This is a genomic window from Arthrobacter sp. LjRoot14 (assembly GCF_964253905.1).
GTDB lineage: Bacteria > Actinomycetota > Actinomycetes > Actinomycetales > Micrococcaceae > Arthrobacter.
This window is the reverse complement of the sequence record NZ_CAXURL020000001.1, coordinates 1,365,866-1,382,785: the sequence shown is the minus strand read 5'-3', so window position 1 is coordinate 1,382,785 and position 16,920 is coordinate 1,365,866. Positions and strand designations below refer to the sequence as shown.

General features: G+C 66.2%; 13 protein-coding genes and 1 tRNA gene. 4 read left to right on the top strand and 10 right to left on the bottom strand.

Annotation, left to right across the window (positions count from 1 at the left end):
* Positions 1–216: 216 nt before the first annotated feature.
* From pth to ACSQ12_RS06335, 5 genes are all read right to left on the bottom strand, one after another.
* The gene (gene pth / locus ACSQ12_RS06355; protein ID WP_436064760.1) at positions 217–801 is read right to left on the bottom strand and encodes an aminoacyl-tRNA hydrolase; all 585 of its coding nucleotides are present in this window, start codon (positions 799–801) and stop codon (positions 217–219) included.
* 90 nt (positions 802–891) lie between these two features.
* On the bottom strand, positions 892–1,491 hold the full coding sequence (locus ACSQ12_RS06350) for a 50S ribosomal protein L25/general stress protein Ctc (protein ID WP_436064759.1): 600 nt from the start codon (positions 1,489–1,491) through the stop codon (positions 892–894).
* Positions 1,492–1,740: 249 nt separating this feature from the next.
* A complete protein-coding gene (locus tag ACSQ12_RS06345; RefSeq protein WP_011691079.1) occupies positions 1,741–2,721 on the bottom strand; it encodes a ribose-phosphate diphosphokinase in 981 nt (326 codons plus the stop codon).
* Complete coding sequence (gene glmU, locus ACSQ12_RS06340; protein ID WP_436064758.1) at positions 2,718–4,244, bottom strand: bifunctional UDP-N-acetylglucosamine diphosphorylase/glucosamine-1-phosphate N-acetyltransferase GlmU; 1,527 nt, start codon at positions 4,242–4,244, stop codon at positions 2,718–2,720. The genes ACSQ12_RS06345 and glmU overlap by 4 nt, the downstream gene beginning before the upstream one ends.
* A gap of 93 nt (positions 4,245–4,337) precedes the next feature.
* Positions 4,338–4,409, bottom strand: a tRNA-Gln gene (locus tag ACSQ12_RS06335).
* Between the two features lie 192 nt (positions 4,410–4,601).
* Here ACSQ12_RS06335 and ACSQ12_RS06330 point away from each other — a divergent pair.
* Entirely contained in the window at positions 4,602–5,201 is a 600-nt protein-coding gene (locus tag ACSQ12_RS06330) for a TetR/AcrR family transcriptional regulator (RefSeq protein WP_436066949.1), read from the top strand.
* 193 nt (positions 5,202–5,394) lie between these two features.
* Here the strand turns inward: ACSQ12_RS06330 and ACSQ12_RS06325 are convergent, their stop codons facing one another.
* The 5 genes from ACSQ12_RS06325 to ACSQ12_RS06305 form a co-directional block, all read right to left on the bottom strand.
* Complete coding sequence (locus ACSQ12_RS06325) at positions 5,395–7,221, bottom strand: ABC-F family ATP-binding cassette domain-containing protein (RefSeq protein ID WP_436064757.1); 1,827 nt, start codon at positions 7,219–7,221, stop codon at positions 5,395–5,397.
* Positions 7,222–7,259: 38 nt separating this feature from the next.
* The gene (locus tag ACSQ12_RS06320) at positions 7,260–8,222 is read right to left on the bottom strand and encodes a 4-(cytidine 5'-diphospho)-2-C-methyl-D-erythritol kinase (RefSeq protein ID WP_436064756.1); all 963 of its coding nucleotides are present in this window, start codon (positions 8,220–8,222) and stop codon (positions 7,260–7,262) included.
* Between the two features lie 81 nt (positions 8,223–8,303).
* A complete protein-coding gene (gene rsmA, locus ACSQ12_RS06315) occupies positions 8,304–9,191 on the bottom strand; it encodes a 16S rRNA (adenine(1518)-N(6)/adenine(1519)-N(6))-dimethyltransferase RsmA (RefSeq protein ID WP_436064755.1) in 888 nt (295 codons plus the stop codon).
* A gap of 176 nt (positions 9,192–9,367) precedes the next feature.
* Entirely contained in the window at positions 9,368–10,522 is a 1,155-nt protein-coding gene (locus tag ACSQ12_RS06310) for a ubiquitin-like domain-containing protein (RefSeq protein WP_436064754.1), read from the bottom strand.
* A 294-nt stretch (positions 10,523–10,816) separates the two neighbouring features.
* A complete protein-coding gene (locus ACSQ12_RS06305) occupies positions 10,817–11,704 on the bottom strand; it encodes a TatD family hydrolase (protein WP_209746522.1) in 888 nt (295 codons plus the stop codon).
* Positions 11,705–11,879: 175 nt separating this feature from the next.
* Here ACSQ12_RS06305 and ACSQ12_RS06300 point away from each other — a divergent pair, with 175 nt between their 5' ends.
* From ACSQ12_RS06300 to ACSQ12_RS06290, 3 genes are read left to right on the top strand one after another with little or no spacing between them, the layout of a single operon-like run.
* Complete coding sequence (locus tag ACSQ12_RS06300) at positions 11,880–12,998, top strand: AAA family ATPase (RefSeq protein WP_436064753.1); 1,119 nt, start codon at positions 11,880–11,882, stop codon at positions 12,996–12,998.
* Between the two features lie 14 nt (positions 12,999–13,012).
* Positions 13,013–14,404 (top strand): DUF58 domain-containing protein, encoded by a 1,392-nt coding sequence (locus ACSQ12_RS06295; RefSeq protein ID WP_436064752.1) that lies wholly within the window; start codon positions 13,013–13,015, stop codon positions 14,402–14,404.
* Complete coding sequence (locus tag ACSQ12_RS06290; protein ID WP_436064751.1) at positions 14,401–16,905, top strand: transglutaminaseTgpA domain-containing protein; 2,505 nt, start codon at positions 14,401–14,403, stop codon at positions 16,903–16,905. Before ACSQ12_RS06295 ends, ACSQ12_RS06290 begins: the two co-directional genes overlap by 4 nt.
* The last annotated feature ends 15 nt before the right edge of the window (positions 16,906–16,920 follow it).

Below are 16,920 nucleotides of genomic sequence, written 5' to 3'. Positions count from 1 at the left end.
CGTGGCTCGAGCTGGTGCGACTTGGCTCAGCCGTCGGGTTTTCAGTTTTCCGATGCCGCCAAACGAGGCAACAAGACCTTGAATGTGAAAATTACCATAGCAGGTATGACTAAACAATTAGGCCGCTTTATGCAATTGGTTAACCAATTCCGTGGCACTCTCCGTAGCCAGTCCTTACCCGCAGGCTACCCCTCTAAAGGCACCTTCGAGGCAACGTTACTGGACCGCAGTGTGATATTTCTGCTGGGCAGCCGCAAGGCCGTCCCTGACCACAGTCTCCACCGCATCGGCCGCGTCATCCAGGAGGAAGGGCAGGTCCTTTTTTTCGGTGGTGGCAAAGTCCTTCAGGACAAAGTCCGCAGTATCCATCCGGCCCGGCGGGCGGCCCACGCCGACCCGGACCCTGAGGTAGTCCTTTGTGGCCAGTGCCTTCGAAATGTCCCGCAGGCCGTTGTGTCCCCCCTCACCGCCGCCGATCTTTAGTTTGACGGTATTAAAGGGAATGTCTATTTCGTCATGGACCGCTACGACGTGTTCCGGATCGATGTCGTAGAACTTTGACAGGGCTGATACCGGTCCGCCGGAGACGTTCATGTAGCTCATCGGCTTGGCCAGCACAACGCGGGGGCCGCCAAGCCCGAGGCGGCCCTCCAGCACATGGGCGCGGGCCTTGTGCAACTTGAAGCTCCCGCCCACCCGGCGGGCCAGTTCATCCAGCACCATCTGGCCGACGTTGTGCCGGTTGTTGCTGTACTCGGTGCCGGGGTTGCCAAGGCCTACGATCAGCCAGGTGTCAGTCATGCGTCAATCCTAGGGTTAATACAAGTGGGCTATTAACGGCAGTGGCCGGGCCCCGACGGGGACCCGGCCACGGAAAACGGGCTGCCGGAGTTACTCGGCGGAAGCCTCGGATGCCGCGGAGGTGGCGCCTTCGGAAGCCTCTTCCTCGGTGACCTCGGTGGCCTCGGAGATGTTGACCACCAGGGACTCGGGGTCAGCCAGCAGGACGGAGCCCTTCGGCAGGACCAGGTCGGAAGCGTGGATGTGCTCGCCGGCGGCGCGGCCTTCGATGCTGACCTCGACGGCGGTGGGCAGGTGGGTTGCCTCGGCTTCCAGGGAAACAACGGTCATTTCCTGGTTGTAGACGTTGCCCGGAGCAAGTTCACCGGTGACGTGGACGGGAACGTCCACGGTGACCTTCTCGCCGGTGCGGACGGTCAGCAGGTCAAGGTGCTCGATGATCTGCTTGATCGGGTCGCGCTGGATGTCCTTGACGAGCGCGAGGTGCTTTTCGCCGTTGATGTCCAGGGTCAGCAGGGCGTTGGCAACGCGGACAGCCAGCGTGGTGGCCTTGGCCGGCAGGGTGATGTGGATGGGCTCTGCACCGTGGCCGTAGATGACAGCCGGGATGAGGTTGGCCATGCGGGCGCGGCGGGCGAAGCCCTTGCCGAATTCGGTGCGTACTTCTGCTGCGAGCTTCTGCTCAGACATGAAAATCTCCTTGAAATCTAAACGGTGTTCAGCAAGGGCGGAGGTCTGTTTGCGACCTTCAACGCCGGGCGGCCCGTGGCCGGCCCTTCAAGAAGGGAGATTCAGACCCAGTCGATAACGGAGACCTGCACACTGGTTGCCCGTAAAAACGGCTTTCCAGTGCTCTCCCTCGCCAAGGTATCGTGGACCAGCTTACCAGCGTTGGGCCCGGTTACTGAAAACGGGGTCCAACGCCGGGGCGGCCGGGGCTCAGGCGTTGCCGTCGAACAAGCTGGTGACGGAGCCGTCGTCGAACACTTCACGGATGGCACGGGCAATCAACGGCGCGATCGACAGCACAGTCAGCTGCGGGAAGCGCTTGTCGGCCGGAATCGGCAGCGTGTCGGTGACCACCACTTCGCGGGCACCCGACTCGGACAGCCGGCGCGCTGCGGGATCGGAGAAGACAGCATGGGTGGCCGCGATGATGACGTCCTTGGCGCCGGCGTTCTTCAGCACCTGGACGGCACCGGAAATGGTCCCGCCGGTGTCGATCATGTCGTCGATCAGGACGCACGTGCGGCCCTCGATCTGGCCAACCACGGTCTTGGACACTGCCTGGTTCGGAACCGTGAGGTCCCGGCTCTTGTGGACGAACGCCAGCGGAGCCCCGCCGAGGCGCTCCGCCCACTGTTCGGCCACGCGGACGCGGCCCGTGTCCGGCGAAACGACGGTGATGTTGTCCGCTGCAACCCGGGTGCGGATGTAATCGGCCAGCAGCGGGATGGCCATGAGGTGGTCCACGGGGCCGTCGAAGAATCCTTGGATCTGCGAGGTGTGCAGGTCAACGCTCATGATGCGGTCGGCGCCGGCGGTCTTGTACAGATCAGCCACCAGACGGGCAGAGATCGGCTCGCGGCCGCGGCCCTTCTTGTCCTGGCGGGAGTAGGGGTAGAACGGCGAAACCACGGTGATGCGCTTGGCGGATGCCCGCTTCAGCGAATCAATCATGATCAGCTGCTCCATCAGGTGGTTGTTCAGCGGCGCCGGGTGTGCCTGGATGACGAAGGCGTCGGTGCCACGGACGCTCTCCCCGGCGCGTACGTAGATTTCCCCGTTCGCAAAATCGTAGGCATCCACCGGCAACAGTTCAGTGCCCAGCTCCTTGGCGATCTCCCGCGCAAGCTCGGGGTGTGCCCGCCCAGCAGCGAGAACCAGTTTCTTCTCGCCGCGTGCCGTAATTTCGGTCATGATTGCTTGCCCTCTTCTGTAGGTGCCGGGGTGCTTGAGGAATCCTGGGACGGCTGGGCCGCTGCTGTTTCGCTGGCCGGTGCCGTTGCCCCCGCGGCTTCGGCCAGTACTGCTGAGACGGAGCCGGGCCGGTGCGAGATGACCCAGCCTTCGGCGTTCCGCTGTTTGGCCACCGAGATTGCCAGCGCACCGGCTGGCACGTCCTGGCGGATCACGGCGCCGGCTCCGCTGTAGGCGCCGTCGCCCACCTGGACCGGAGCCACGAAGACGGTGTTGGAACCTGTGCGCACGCCCGAGCCGATCACGGTGCGGTGCTTGTTCTCGCCGTCGTAGTTGGCGGTGATGTTGCCGCAACCGATGTTGGTGTCCTCGCCGATCTCCGCATCACCGGCGTAGCCGAGGTGGGACAGCTTCGAGCCGCGGCCGATCTTCACGTTCTTCGTCTCGTAGAAGGCGCCGATCTTGCCGGTCTCCCCCAGCACTGTTCCCGGGCGGAGGTAGGTAAACGGACCGACGCTGGCCTTCGCGCCGATCGTGGCGCCGGAGCCGTGCGTCCGGGTTACTTTGGCGCCTTCGCCAACGGTGACGTCGGTCAGCGTCGTGTCAGGGCCGACGACGGCGTCCCTCGCCACCGTCGTGGAGCCGTGCAGCTGGGTGTTGGGCAGGATCCGGACGTCCTCTGCCAGGTTCACCGTGGAGTCGATCCACGTGGTGGAGGGGTCGACCACCGTGACGCCGGAGCGCATCCAGGCTTCGACGGTGCGGCGGTTGTGTTCGGCTCCCAGCGCGGAGAGCTGCACCCGGTCGTTGGCGCCTTCCACCTGCCAGCGGTCGTTGGTGACTACCGCTGCCACGCGTCCGCCGGCCGTGCGTGCCAGTCCCAGGACGTCGGTGAGGTACATCTCGCCCTGCGCGTTGTCCGTGGTGACGTGAGCCAGCGCGTCGCGAAGGACGGCGGCGTCGAAGGCGTAGATCCCGGAATTGATTTCCCGGATCTCACGTTCCTCGTCAGATGCGTCCTTGTGCTCGCGGATGCCCGTGACGGTGCCGTCCGCCGCACGCAGGATTCGGCCATAACCGGCGGCGTCGTCCAGGACTGCTGTCAGGACGGTGACTGCGTTGCGTTCGTGTTCGTGGATCAGCACCAGTTCGGCAAGCAGTTCCGCCGAGAGCAACGGGACGTCGCCGTACGTGACCACAACGGTTCCGCTCAGCGGACCGCCGGCGTCGAGGGCTTCCAGGGCCGCCTGCACCGCCCGGCCGGTGCCGGGCACCTCGTCCTGGTCCACGACCAGGGCTGCCGGATCGAGCCCGGACACGTGGGCTGCCACGAGGTCGCGTTCGTGCCGGACCACAATGGCCAGCTGCCGGGGATCGATGGTGCGGGCGGCACGCAGTGCATGGCCGACCAGCGACAGGCCGCCGATTTCATGGAGGATCTTGGGGGTACGCGACTTCATCCGGGTACCGGCACCTGCAGCTAGGACGATGACGGCAGCGGGGCCGGTTGTCTCGGGGCTCACGTACAGGCTCTCCTTGCTTGGTGGATCTCAGTTGCGCGCACTTTCACACCTTCGCCTGTCTGTTCCGGATGCAGGACCCGTCCACAGCGGCTGTTCCGCCCATAGGATTCGAACCTATACTCCACGGCTCCAAAGGCCGGGGTGCTGCCATTACACCAGAGCGGACCGTGCCCGGGCCCTTAGCCCGGCGGCACGAGAACCAATTCTGCCACGAAGGTTGGCGCACGTGCGACTCGGTAGTCCCGGCGCCCATTAAGGCATGATGGGACGGTGAGCAAGATCAACGGTGCGCCCGATGGTGCGGGAAACCATCCAGGCAGGCCCGTCCGGGCTCCAGGGTACGTGCCCAGGGCCCGGATGACCGGGGCGCAGCGGCGCTCACAGCTGATCGACATCGGACGCGGACTTTTCGCCATCCGGGGCCTTGACGGCACCACGATCGAAGAGGTCGCCGCTGCTGCCGGTGTGTCGAAACCCGTGATCTATGAGCATTTCGGGTCCAAGGAGGGCCTCTACACCCAGGTGGTGGAGTACGAGTTCCGGATCCTGCTGGCAGCTATCAACGACGCCCTCACGGACGAAGCCAAGCCGCGGGTCCAGGTGGAGCGCGCCGCGCTGGCCCTGCTGACGTACATCGAGGAACGCACCGACGGGTTCCGGATCCTCATGCGTGACGCCCCGCCGTCCCAGCCCGAAGGCGCGTTTTCCACCCTGCTCTCCCACGTAACTGCCCGGGTGGAGCACATCCTGTCCGACGAGTTCGCCCGCCGCGGTTTCAGTGCGGCCGACGGCGCCATGTACGCGCAGATGCTCGTGGGCATGGTGGCCATGACGGGCCAGTGGTGGCTGGACAGCCGGACCCCGGACAAACGCGCCGTGGCCGCTCACCTGGTAAACCTCGCCTGGAACGGCCTCACCGGCCTCCAGAAGGATCCGGAGCTCCGGTCCGAGGCTTAGTATGTCCCCTGCCTACCGTGCCACGGGGCGAGGTGACTGTCCTCGCCGAAGGCGGTCCTTCGATAAGGAGCGCATCGCGGCGCATCGGGGCATGGACGTCGCCCAGCGACCCGAATGTCCCCTTTGCGACGTGTCTAAGCGACGTCGAAGGGCCGGCTCCGGCGCCCAGCCCGGCACCCTTCCGCCCCGGTTCCTACTCCCCGAGGACTTCCAGCGCCTCGAGCCATTCGAGTTCCAGGGCTTCGCGTTCCTCGGCCAGGGTCTTGAGCTTCTTGTTGAGTTCGGCCATGGCGTCGAAGTCGTTGTCGGCCGTGCTCTTGACCATCTGGGCGTGGATCTTTTCTTCCTGCTGCGTCAGCTTGCCCAGCTGGCGGTCAATCCGGTTCTTGGCCTTGCGGGCGTCCCGCTTTTCGGCCTCGGACGGACCGCTGGCTGCGGGAGCTGCACCGCCGCTGGCGGCAGTGACGGGGTTGCCGCCACCGGTGATGGTGGAGCCGGCCAGGGCGTTTTCGCGCAGTTCCAGGTACTGGTCGACGCCGCGCGGCAGGGCGCGGATCTTGCCGTCACCGAGCAACGCCATCTGGTGGTCGGTGACGCGCTCCAGCAGGTAGCGGTCGTGGCTCACCACAACGAGCGTGCCCGGCCAGCCGTCCAGGACGTCTTCGACGGCGGCGAGGGTATCGGTATCGAGGTCGTTGGTGGGCTCATCGAGCATCAGCACGTTGGGCTCGCCCACGAGCAGGCGCAGGAGCTGGAGTCGGCGGCGTTCGCCACCTGAGAGGTCCTTGACCGGGGTCCACTGCTTCTCGTTGGTGAACCCGAGCTGTTCCACCAGCTGGCCGGCACTGAATTCCTTGCCGCCAACGTTGAAGGACCGCTTTTCGCGCTCGATCACTTCGATGACGCGCAGGTCCTTGACGTCGTCCAGCTCCTTGACCTCCTGGGTCAGAACAGCGGTGACAACCGTCTTGCCGCGCTTGAGCTTGCCCGAGGTGGGCTGGATTTCGCCGTTGAGGAGCTTCAGCAGGGTGGTCTTGCCGGCGCCGTTGACGCCGACCAGCCCGAGCCGCTCCCCCGGCGCGAGCCGCAGGGTGATGTTGTCGAAGAGCTTCTGCCCGGGCTCGCCGCCCAGGAAGTCCAGCGAAACGTGCTCGAGGTCCAGCACGTCCTTGCCGAGGCGCGCGGTGGCCATCTTGCTCAGCGCCATCGAGTCGCGCGGCTCAGGGACATCTGCAATGAGCGCGTTGGCTGCTTCGATGCGGAACTTCGGCTTGGCCGTCCGCGCCGGGGCGCCGCGCCGCAGCCAGGCGAGCTCTTTCTTGACGAGCTGCTGGCGTTTGCCTTCCATCACGGATGCCGAGCGGTCACGTTCGGCGCGGGCCAGGACGTAAGCCGCGTAGCCGCCTTCAAACGGGTCCATGATTCCGTCGTGGATTTCCCAGGTCTTGTTGCAGACTTCGTCGAGGAACCAGCGGTCGTGGGTGACCACCAGGAACGCGCCCTGGTTGGCGCGCCAGCGGGTCTTCAGGTGACGGGACAGCCAGGCGACACCTTCGACGTCGAGGTGGTTGGTGGGCTCATCGAGCATGATGACGTCATGGTCTTCGATCAGCAGCTTCGCCAGCGCAACGCGGCGTTTCTGTCCGCCGGACAGTGCGTGCACGTTCGCGTGCCAGTCGACGTCGGATACCAGGCCGCCCATGACCTCGCGGATCTGCGGGTTGCGGGCCCATTCATAGTCCGCCTGGTCGCCAACGATGGCGGCACCGACCGTCAGGTCGCCGTCGAGCACGTCGCTCTGGTCGAGGTAACCGATGTTGACCTCGCTGCGCTTGGTCACCCGCCCCGAATCAGGGGTGGCACGCATCGCCAGAAGGCGCATGAGGGTGGACTTGCCATCGCCGTTGCGGCCCACCATGCCGATCCGGTCGCCCTCCTCAAGGCCGAGGGTAACGCCGTCGAGGACGGTACGGGTTGCATACGAGACCGTGAGGTTCTCGCCGCCGAGCAGGTGAGCCACTGGGAACTGCTTTCTTCGGTGGAAATTCGTTAAAAGTACTAAAGGAGCGTATCGGAGATGATGCGCGCTCCGGGCACCGGACCGTGGACGGCCAAGGCATTCAGGCCGTGATGGCCGAGGTCTTCCGCGAGGCCGGCAGCGGCCTCAGGACTGTGGGTGAGCAGGGCCACCGTGGGTCCGGAGCCTGAGACAAGCCCGGCGATGGCTCCGCACGATTCGCCAAGTCCAAGGGTATCGCGCAGCCCCGGCGCCAGCTCAATGGAGGCGCGCTGGAGGTCGTTGACCAGTACACGGCTGAGGGCGTCGGCGTCGCCGCTGCGCAGCGCCTGAAGGATCTTCGGATCGACGGCGGCGGGTTCTTCCGCGGTGACGCCTTCGGTGCGGCGGAGCCGGTCCAGGGTCCGGAAGACCTCCGGTGTGGACAGCCCGTAGTCCGCAGTGACCAGCACCCAGTCCATCTGTGCCTTCGCCAGCGCCGGCGACAACTCATCTCCAACGCCCAGTCCGACGGCGGTGCCCCCAAGGAGCGCAAACGGGACATCCGCGCCGAGTTCTGCGGCCAGGTGGGCTAGCTCGTCGCGGGATAGCCCGCTGTTCCAGAGGGCGTCGCAGGCAAGCAGAGTGGCAGCCGCGTCGGCTGAACCGCCGCCCATGCCGCCGGCCACCGGGACGCGCTTGGTGATTTCCAGGTGGACGCCCGTAGAGTGCTCGGAGACGTCGGCCATGATGGCGGCCGCCTTGTAGGCGAGGTTCCGTTCGTCCAGCGGGATGTCCACGTCAGACAGGTCCAGTGTGCTGGCCGGACTGATGCTGACCGTGATCCCTTCCGTGGCAGTGCTGGTGGCGGCCACTTCCTCGTACAGCGACACCGCCAGGTAGACGCTGGCCACGGAATGGTAGCCGTCCTCACGCAGCGGGCCCACATCCAGCGAGACGTTGATTTTGCCGGGAGCCTTGACCCGGACAGTCCTCGCGGCAAAGCGCCCTCTCACTGCGTTCATGAGTCCAAGCTATGGCATGGCAGCGTCAGGCTCCAAGCAGGTGCACTCAAGGCGTCACGCCGTACCGCAGCGGCCCCAGCCTCAAGCCTGCCGGTCCTGGCGGGCTTCGGCTATCCGTGCGAACGCTGCGATATCGATCACTTCGCCACGGGCGGTGGGATCCACGCCGGCCGCCAGCAGGCACTGTTCGGCCTCCGCGGCGCTTCCGGCCCATCCTGCCAGGGCAGCCCTCAGAGTCTTCCTGCGCTGGGCGAAAGCGGCGTCGATGACGGCGAAGACCTGTTCGCGGGTTGCCGAAGTGACCGGCGGCTCACGGCGGGTGAAGGCAACGAGGCCCGAGTGGATCTTGGGTGCCGGCCAAAAGACGTTCATGCCGATCACGCCGGCCTTGCGCATGCTGCTGTACCAGGCGGCCTTCACCGAGGGCACGCCGTAGGTCTTGGAGCCGGGGCCGGCGGCAAGCCGGTCCGCCACCTCGTCCTGGACCATGACCAGTCCGTGCCGCAGGCTCGGGAAGTGCTGCAGGAGATGGAGCACCACCGGCACTGCCACGTTGTACGGGAGGTTTGCCACGAGGGCGGTCGGTTCCACGGGCAGTTCAGTGACCTTCATGGCATCCGCCAGCACCAGGTGGAAATCTTTGGCGGCGTCGGGCCGCCATTGCTGCACAGTGCCCGGGAGCTTGGCGGCGAGGACCGGATCGATTTCGACGGCGACGACGGACTTTGCGGCGTCGAGCAATCCGAGGGTCAGCGATCCCAGTCCCGGGCCGACTTCAAGGACGGTCTCATCGGCGTGGATGTCCGCAGCGGCCACGATCCGGCGGATGGTATTGCCGTCGATGACGAAGTTCTGGCCCAGTGTCTTCGTAGGCCGGACTCCGATCTCCTCAGCGAGCCGGCGGACATCGGAGGCGCCAAACAGTGCTGCGGGCGCGGTGCCGGAGGCGGCGGGGATCGGTTCAGTCACCTGGGTATCCTATCCCGTCGGCCTCCCGCGACGGCGCCTGTGAAGCGCCCAGGTCAGACCAGCGCAGGGTACGGCAAAGGCCGGGTCCGGTAATCCGGACCCGGCCTTCAATTCCCCCGCGGCGGTGGTCAGCCGCCGCGGCTGTTAGCGGGAGGAACTGCCGGCTGTAAAGACTGTTAGCTGGTCGCTGCCCAGCCGCAGCCCCAAGGGGAGAGGCCGCGCTGCGCGTAGACGCGGTTGGCAATGTCGATCTGCTGGGCCTTGGTGGCAAGGCTGGCGTTGGGGGCGTAGGCGCCGCCTCCGGCACCGAGCCAGGTCTGGATGTCGAACTGCAGACCGCCGTAGTAGCCGTTGCCGGAGTTGATGGACCAGTTGCCGGTGGATTCACACTGCGCGATCTTGTCCCACATTGCTTCGTTCATCATGGCGGGGGCGCCTGCACCGGTGTTGGCACCGGCCGCTTCGGCCTTGGGCTTTTCCTTGGTCCCGACCGAGACCTTTTCGGTCACCGGCTGGACAGAGACTGTCTCGGAGACGAGGGTCCGGGATGCTTCCCGGCCGTCCACCAGCACCAGCTTGAAGTTCTTGTCCACCTTGCCGGGGACACCGGCCTGGGTGACCTTCTTCTCGCCCACGAACAGGTCGGCGCTTTCGGAACTCAGGGTCTCGAAGGGAACCTCTTCGGAGGTTGCGGCAGTCTTGGAGGAATCCACCCGGGAGACCTTGATCGCCATGTCATTGACGACGTGCGCGTTGCGCGGCTGGGAAAGCCGGTCACCGGCACCCACAGTCACTCCGGCGTCCTTAAGGACTTCCGCCACGGTTGAAGCCGTGGTGGTGGTCTTTGACGCCTTGCCGTCCGCCAGGATGCTGACGGTCTTGGGCGTGGAGATGGCCACGAACGAACCGGAGACGGCCAGCTGGGCGTCCTTCGGCGCGGAGACTTCCGAGGCACTGGCAACGCCGAGTTCGGTGACCAGTCCTTCGACGTTGGCAGAGGTGGTGTTGATCGTCTTCTCAGCGCCGTCGAGGCTGATCTTCACTGCCTTGGCGAGATTGACGTTGATGACCGAGCCATCCTCCACGCGGGCGTCCGCCGACGGGGAAACCCGGTCCGCGGCCTGCAGCTCCACCTTGGCACTCTTGACCACTTGGCCTACCGTCCCGCCGAACGTCTGGACGGAGCTGACTTTCCCGTCCACGTTCAGGGTGACTGTTTTGTTGTTGCCTACGAAGGCCACCAGGCCCAGCACGAGTGCAGAGAGCACAACCAGCTGGGCACCGACCTTGACGAAACTGAACTTACCGTCCGAAGTGAAGAACTTGACCACGATTGCCCGTAACTCTAGGACCATCCGGGCACGGGGAAAAACGCACATCACCCACCGACGCAAACACCCTCAGGGCAACTCCGGACACGGTCCGGCTGTTTGCAGCAGACGTGTGCGCCGCCACACTCAGGACTCACCGGACCCGCCGTGAGACGGGCCTGGAACTGAGCGAAATTATCCGAAGGCCTTCCCCGACCCCGGCTAATAGTTTTCCACTGTAACCGAAGCGTTATAAAGCATCCAAGATTTTGTGCATACCTGGTATTCGTGAAGAGTGGCTGAACAGACCGGCTGTCAGTCCCAGGATCCGTACGCCCGCAGGGAATTTTCGGCGATTTGGGCGCAGAGCCGGGACAAGTCGGTGCTTGTCAATTCGGCCATTGCCCGGACGGTGTGCGGAATCAGGTAACTGGCGTTGGGGCGGCCGCGGAACGGATGCGGGGTCAGGAAGGGCGCGTCTGTTTCCACGAGCACACGGGCCGGATCTGCAATGGCAAGCGCAGCGCGCAGATTGGCCGCATTCTTGAATGTCACAGTGCCGGCGAAGGACATGTACCAGCCTTCGTTGTTGCACGTCCGGGCCAGCTGTTCGTCCCCGGAGAAGCAATGGAACACCACCCGTTCCGGGGGCCCTTCTTCCCGCAGGACCTGGACAACATCGTCGTGGGCGTCCCGGTCGTGGATCTGCAGCGTCAGCCCGAGGCGCTTGGCGATGTCGATGTGGCGGCGGAACGAGTACCGCTGGTGCTGCAGCCCCTCCCCCTCCGTGCGGAAAAAATCAAGGCCGGTCTCGCCAATCGCGCGGATCCTGGGGTGGGCAGCCAGGGCCTCAATCTCGGCCAGGGCGGCCTCCAGCTCCCCGCGGGCGGCATAGTCCGGTGCATCGTTTGGATGGATGGCCACCGCACCGAGCAGCCGGGGGTCCAAGTCCACGGCCTGCACCGTGAACCTGGAGGACTCCAGGTCGCAGCCAACCTGCACGGCTCCCTGGACACCTACCGACGAGGCGACGTCCAGGGCGGCCGCCACGTCCACTGTCACGTCGCTGTTCGGGAAGTCCAAATGCGTGTGGTTGTCCATGACCGGGACGGGCAGCGGCTCGGGAGCGGGCGGATAGCCGTGCCGGCCGGAGCCGTCGCTTCCGGGCACGCGAAACGGGGCTGGCGTCAACGGGGTGTTCATCCTTCTACCCTAGCCGCCCGGGCAATCCCGGTCCCGCCGGGAATTACCCGGAACTCTCTGTCAGCTCCGGCAGTTGTGTTAGTAGTCTGGTAGGCATACGGGCGAAGGCCCGACGGCGGGCGCCGCAGTTCTTGCCAACCCGTGCCAGGCTTTCCCGAGGGCTGAAAGGCTGCCGATGGATTCCCACAGACGCACCACAGTAGATGAAGCGCTCCCGGAAGGGCAGGGCTTCCCCGGTGGTGCAGGTGTTGTCGGAAACCAACTCAACGGATCCAGGCCGACGGCCATGGACGCGGACGCTTTCCATGCCGCCAGCGAGCGCATCCTGTCAGCCATCAACACCGTGATCGACGGCAAGGCGGAGGCCGCGAAGCTTGCCCTCACGGTTCTCCTTGCCCAGGGGCACCTGCTCCTCGAGGATGTTCCCGGCGTGGGAAAAACGCTGCTTGCCAAGACACTCGCCCGCACCATCGACTGTTCGGTCAGCAGGATCCAGTTCACCCCGGACCTTTTGCCTTCGGATGTCACCGGTGTTTCCATTTACAACCAAGCCTCGCGGCTGTTCGAATTCAGGCCGGGAGCCGTGTTCGCCAACATTGTCATCGGGGACGAGATCAACCGGGCCTCCGCAAAGACCCAGTCCGCGCTGTTGGAATGCATGGAGGAGCACCAGGTCACTGTGGACGGTGACTCCTACAAGCTGGATGAGCCCTTTATGGTGGTGGCCACCCAGAACCCCATTGAGATGGAAGGGACGTACCCCCTGCCGGAAGCCCAGCGGGACCGGTTCATGGCCCGGATCTCCATGGGCTATCCGGACAAGGACTCGGAAATTGAGATGCTGGAGACACACCAGGCGACGTCTCCGCTGACCAGGGTCACGGCCGTCGTCACCTCGGCCGATGTGGCCGCCATGATCGCCACCGTCCAGCGGGTGTACGTTTCGCAGGCCGTCAAGGAGTACACGGTGTCACTGGGACGCGCCACCCGCGAAAGCGCCATGCTTCGTCTCGGGGCGAGTCCACGGTCCATGCTCCAGCTGCTGCGGGCGGCGAAGGCCACCGCGGCGCTGGAGGGCCGGGACTTCGTCCTCCCGGACGACGTCATCAGTGTTGCCGAATCCGTGCTGGCCCACAGGATCATCCTTGACCGCAAGGCCGCAGGCATGGGGGAAACTCCGCATAGCGTCATCCGCGGCATCCTGGCGAAGCTTCCGGTGCCGCAGGAGATGTCCGCGGCACCGTCCCGGACCGGCAACCCGCGCGGGGGCCCGGACCAGCGGCACTCGCGCTAGCCGAAAGCGCCACGATGGCCCTCACAGACAAGCTCCCGGGACACCTCTTCAGCACCCGCGGCTGGGGCCTGCTGGCTGCCGGCGTGGTTTCGCTGCTGTTGGCGCAGGTCATGGGCCGCCGGGACCTGCTCACGCTCGGCATCCTTCTGCTGGTCCTCCCGCTGGTTTCCCTCGCAGGGATCCGCATCCTCAAACCCCGGTTCAAGGTGTATCGGGAGTTCAGCCCCGCCAGCGTGGAAACCTCCTCGACCACCACAGTGCGGCTTGCCGTGGCCCGCACCGGCGCAGCCACCGGGCAAGTGATGATGGAAGAGCGCCTTCCCTCGCGGTTCGGCGAATCGCCGGCGTTCCGGTTCCCGTCCCGCTCTGCCGTCGGCGGAACCAGCCGCTATGAGTACCACCTCCGGTCCGGCAAGCGGGGACAGTTTGTGATTGGCCCGGTGACGGCCGAATTCACCGACCCCTTTGGTCTTTCGCTGCACCGCCACGCGATTGACGACGGCGACACACTGACGGTGACGCCCGCCGCCGTCGAACTTCCCGCGACAGGCCTTGCCGGCGCACGTGGCAATGACGGCGTCACTGCCACACGGATCCGGGCGAATCCGAGCGACGACGACGTCATGACCCGCGAGTACCGCCACGGGGACCCAATGCGCCGGGTGCACTGGGCCGCCACAGCAAGGCACGGTGCCCTGATGGTGCGGCAGGAGGAATCCGTGACCACGCCGGAGGCCACCATCATCCTGGACCACCGGTGGGCGGCCTTCGCGCGCGGACCGGGTGCCGCTTTTTCGTCCACCTCGGGTGAGGACGGCCACGAGCTGGTGACCAGCGAAACGTTCGAGTGGGCCGTCACAGCCGCCATGTCGGTCAGCGCACACCTGGCGGAACGCAACTACGCCCTCCGTTTCCTCGATCCCTCGGGAGAACCTGCATTCCTGCACTCTCCCTCGGCACCCGAACCGGCGGCAGAGGAATACACCGGGTCCGCAGGCCTTCAGTCCATTGCCGAGAGCCTGGCGGCCATCCAGCTCTCCGGCGCTCACCATACGCCGGGATCCGAATCAGGTCCGAGGCCCTTCGACGACCGGCTCATGGACAAGCTTTCCGCCCACCGGCAGCGCGGGCCCATCATGGCCATCCTGGGCCACCTGCAGCCGGCAGAGGCACGCGCTCTGTCCGCGGCTGCCGGGTTCGGCGCCAATGCATTCGCGATAGTGGTCACCGAACACCCGGGCGACTGCCAGGCGGCCCTTGAGTCATTGAGGTCCGGCGGCTGGCGGGCAGTGGCCGTCAGCCCTGGCACGTCGGTGCCGGCGGCATGGTCCTATTTCGACCAGCGCGATGCGGCTACCGCCACGGCCGCAGCGGACGTGCGCAGGGGCACGGGGGTCAGGCGATGACGTTGACGCCCCAGCGGCATCCCGGTCCGGACACGGGCCGCCCGCCCGAGGTCCTTGCCCCGACGGCCGCTCCGGCCGCGCGGCTGCGCCGCGTTGGTGCGCAGCCGTGGGCCATGGCGGCTGCCGTCGTCGTCGCGGTGGCCGGCGCCGCCCTTTCCCTCAACGGCGTGCTGCGGGGCTGGGCCTGGTATCCCCCGGCGCTTACCACCATCTGCGTTGTGGCCTTGGCCATGGCCGTCCTGAGGTCGCTGCGCGCGCATCCGTTCCTCGTGGCGCTGGGCGGCTTTGCGTCCCTCGCTTTCATCCTGACTTTCACGTTCTTCCGCCGGGACAGCATCGCCGGGTTCATTCCGTCCGGGGACACCATGGAACAGCTGGGCAGGTACCTGCGGCGGGCCAGTGAAACCGTCCTGGCCGAGAGCTCCCCGGTTGCGCCGAATGCAGGAATAGTGCTGGTCACGTGCGCGGTCCTGGGCCTGGTGGTGATCCTGGTCGATGCCCTCGCAGTGCCATTGGCCCTGCCGGCAACCAGCGGGCTGGGCCTGGTGGCCATCCTGGTGGTGCCCGCCATGGTCAAACCGCAGAGCGTCGGGGTCTGGGGGTTTGCAGCAGCCGCCGCCGGCTACCTGATGATCCTTGCCTGCAGCCAGTGGTTCGCCCCGGACAACCGCACCACGGCGGACACCGCCCGCAATCCGGGACAGTTCCGCCGCGCGGCCCTCACCGGCGGCATCACGCTTGTCATCACGCTCCTCCTTCCTCTGGCCGTTCCGGGCTTCGACCAGGGCACGTTCCCACAGGGTTCCAGGCTGAATCCGTGGGGTTCATCCACCGGGCTCAATCCGATGATCAGCCTGGGCAACAGCCTGCGGAGTCCCTCCGGCGACGGGCGCATCACCTACGCCACGAGTGCCAGCAGGCCCCCGTACCTGCGGTCCGTCACGGTGGACCGGTTCGACGGCGACTCGTGGTCGCCGGACGACCGCGACGCGTCCCGGCGCGTGGGGGTCGGGAGGATGGACGCCGGGTACGAGATCCTCGCGGACGAGCAGGTCCGCCAGGTCACTGCGGTCAATACCGGCCGTTTCACCAGCCCGTACCTTCCTGTGCCGTACGCTCCGGATGCCGTTAACGGCCTGGCCGGACGATGGAGCTGGGATCCGGCCACGCTCAGCATCAAGGGGGTGGACACCAATTCACGGAACCAGCAGTACGTGGTGCAGTCGACTGCCCCCAGGCTCACCCCGGAACTGTTGTCGCAGTCCTCGGCGCCGGTGCGCGGGATCTCCGAGGAGTTCCTCCGGGCGCCCAACAACGTACCGGACATTGTGCGGAACACGGCGGATACAGTGACCGCCGGAAGCAGGACGGCGTATGCCAAGGCGATGGCCATCCAGAATTACCTTCGCTCGGTGGAGTTCACGTATTCCCTGCAGTCCCCTGTCCAGGGCGGCTATGACGGCAACGGACTTTCCGTCCTCGCGGACTTCTTGACCCAAAAGAGCGGCTACTGCATTCATTTCGCTTCCGCCATGGCCGTGATGGCGCGGCTGGAGGGAATCCCCAGCCGGATCGCAGTGGGCTATGCCCCGGGCCGGTCCACGGGTGCCTCGGTTTCGGTTCCCGGGCAAGGGGCACTGACGGAATACGAAGTCGATTCCAGGGACGCGCATGCCTGGCCCGAACTCTACTTCCAAGGACTCGGGTGGGTGGCGTTCGAACCCACGCCTTCACGCGGCGTGGTGCCGGACTACGCGGCGCAGGCCTCCACGCCGGGCGGTGCCAGCACGAACGAAAACAACGACGATCTCATCCCGTCGAACACCGCCACGCCCGGCGCAACGCCGGGTGCCACGCCGACGCCGTTGCCGGGGCTGGAATCCGCCGGCGAACCAGGGCACCCGCTGACGCTGCCGCTCTACGGAGCCGCCGGTATCCTCCTCCTTGCCCTGATCGCCGGGTCGCCGCGGATGGTGCGGGCGGGCCTGCGGTCCAGGCGGCTCAGGAGCGCGCCTGCCCTGGGCGGCAACCCGGCCGCAGCGGCCTGGGCCGAACTGCGGGACCTGGCTACCGACTACGGCCTGGCCCCCGGCCTCAGCGAAACCCCGCGTCACTTTTCCAGCCGGCTTCGTGGATCGGGTGCGCTTGGCGCGCGCGACGACGCCGACGACGCCGGAATCCGGGCTGTCGCCGCACTCACCGCCGACTTTGAACGTCAGCAGTACGGCCCGCCTGCCGGCCATGCCGGGGTCGCTGAAGACGGCGCGGCGCCGTCAGCAGCCGAGAGGATAGCCGTGGTCCAGGCATCCCTGCGGAAGCACTCCCGACCGGGACGACGGCTGCGGGCGGAGTGGCTCCCGGCGTCGGTCATGAATCGCTGGGGGCGCATAGTGTCCGCTCCCTTCCATGCCGTTCTGCGGGCCGCGGCCAAACCCGCGCAGGCCGCCGCGCGGTCCTGGCGGACGGTGCGCGACGGCCTGCGACGGCTGCGACGGGGCTAGCTGCACTGCCCCGTG

What these genes read in the sequence shown, in the direction of transcription:
- pth (WP_436064760.1), bottom strand. Translation starts at nt 801, where the DNA reads ATGACTGACACCTGGCTGATCGTAGGCCTTGGCAACCCCGGCACCGAG.
- ACSQ12_RS06350 (WP_436064759.1), bottom strand. Translation starts at nt 1,491, where the DNA reads ATGTCTGAGCAGAAGCTCGCAGCAGAAGTACGCACCGAATTCGGCAAG.
- ACSQ12_RS06345 (WP_011691079.1), bottom strand. Translation starts at nt 2,721, where the DNA reads ATGACCGAAATTACGGCACGCGGCGAGAAGAAACTGGTTCTCGCTGCT.
- ACSQ12_RS06330 (WP_436066949.1), top strand. Translation starts at nt 4,602, where the DNA reads ATGACCGGGGCGCAGCGGCGCTCACAGCTGATCGACATCGGACGCGGA.
- ACSQ12_RS06320 (WP_436064756.1), bottom strand. Translation starts at nt 8,222, where the DNA reads ATGAACGCAGTGAGAGGGCGCTTTGCCGCGAGGACTGTCCGGGTCAAG.
- ACSQ12_RS06305 (WP_209746522.1), bottom strand. Translation starts at nt 11,704, where the DNA reads ATGAACACCCCGTTGACGCCAGCCCCGTTTCGCGTGCCCGGAAGCGAC.
- ACSQ12_RS06300 (WP_436064753.1), top strand. Translation starts at nt 11,880, where the DNA reads ATGGATTCCCACAGACGCACCACAGTAGATGAAGCGCTCCCGGAAGGG.
- ACSQ12_RS06295 (WP_436064752.1), top strand. Translation starts at nt 13,013, where the DNA reads ATGGCCCTCACAGACAAGCTCCCGGGACACCTCTTCAGCACCCGCGGC.
- ACSQ12_RS06290 (WP_436064751.1), top strand. Translation starts at nt 14,401, where the DNA reads ATGACGTTGACGCCCCAGCGGCATCCCGGTCCGGACACGGGCCGCCCG.